Below are 1,152 nucleotides of genomic sequence, written 5' to 3'. Positions count from 1 at the left end.
GTCTTGCCCAAAGAAAGTAAGGGCGGTTTCAAGCCCCAAGTGCAACAGCGGGGTCAATGACGATTCCCTGCTTGGCGCAGTTCTCAATAAAGGCTTCTGCTGGAGTGCGCCAGCCGAGGGTTTTACGCGGTCGGGTGTTCATCGACAGGGCAATCGTGTCAAGCTGACGCTGCGAGAGAACAGACAGGTCCGCTCCCTTTGGCAAGTACTGGCGCAGCAGGCCATTGGTGTTCTCGCAGATGCCGCGCTGCCAGGGGCTGTGCGGGTCACAGAAGTAGATCCGGATGCCCGTCGCCTCGGCGAGCTTGCGATGTAGCGCCATTTCCTTGCCCTGGTCGTACGTCAGCGTCTTGCGCAACTCCTCGGGCAAGGGCGCGAACGCGGCGCTGTAGGCCTGCAAGGCGGCCTCGGCGGTGCTGCCGTCGATCTTCACCAGCATCAGGAACAAGGTGCTGCGGTCGATGAGCGTACCCACCGCCGAGCGGTTACCGGCGCCTTTGATCAGGTCGCCTTCCCAGTGCCCCGGGATCAGCCGGTCGTTGGCTTCGGGCGGGCGCACATGAATGCTCACCATGTCGCTGGGCTGTCCGCGCCGGTCTTGTCCACGTGAGCGTGGCTTGCGAGCACCGCGCGCTTGCCGCAGCAGGCTGACCAACTCGCGCCGCAGCGCACCCCGTGGCGCGGCATAAATAGCGTGGTAAATCGTTTCGTGCGAGACGTGCAAGGCGGGTTCACCGGGATGGACTCGTTTGAGTTGCGCGGCCACCTGCTCTGGCGAGAAGCCTCTCTCCAAGTATCGGCGCACCTCGGGCCACAGCGGGCCTTGTCGGCACAACTTGCGCTCACGGCGTGGCTTGCGTCGCAACCTGGAGGCGCGCTGCCCGGCCCTCATCGCATTGTAGCCACCGGCTATCGCGGGACGGCCCATCGGGCCACGCTCTTGTTCCGGCTTCCAGCCATTGCGTCGAAGCTCACGGCTGATCGTACTCGGTGAGCGTTGCAGAGCACGCGCAATCTCTCGCGTGCTCCGCTCCTCCAGCTTCATCGCAAAGATCGCGCCTCGCTCCTCGGCGCTCAGGTGTTCGTAGCTTCGTCCCATGCAACACATCCTAGATAACGCGTTGCACTTGCTACTTGAAACTGCCAAGCAAA

At 63.1% G+C, this 1,152-nt stretch carries 1 protein-coding gene; it reads right to left on the bottom strand.

Annotated features, from left to right (window positions below):
• Positions 1-28: 28 nt before the first annotated feature.
• Positions 29-1,099 (bottom strand): IS30 family transposase, encoded by a 1,071-nt coding sequence (locus tag ACU8YE_RS23635; RefSeq protein WP_446929765.1) that lies wholly within the window; start codon positions 1,097-1,099, stop codon positions 29-31.
• Between the last annotated feature and the right edge of the window lie 53 nt (positions 1,100-1,152).

It is taken from the genome of Ralstonia sp. VS2407, from assembly GCF_052950655.1.
The sequence above is the reverse complement of the archived record's forward strand: the minus strand, read 5'-3'. Positions and strand labels throughout refer to the sequence as shown.

Coding starts and splice junctions, on each gene's coding strand:
- ACU8YE_RS23635 (WP_446929765.1), bottom strand. CDS start 1,099: ATGGGACGAAGCTACGAACACCTGAGCGCCGAGGAGCGAGGCGCGATC.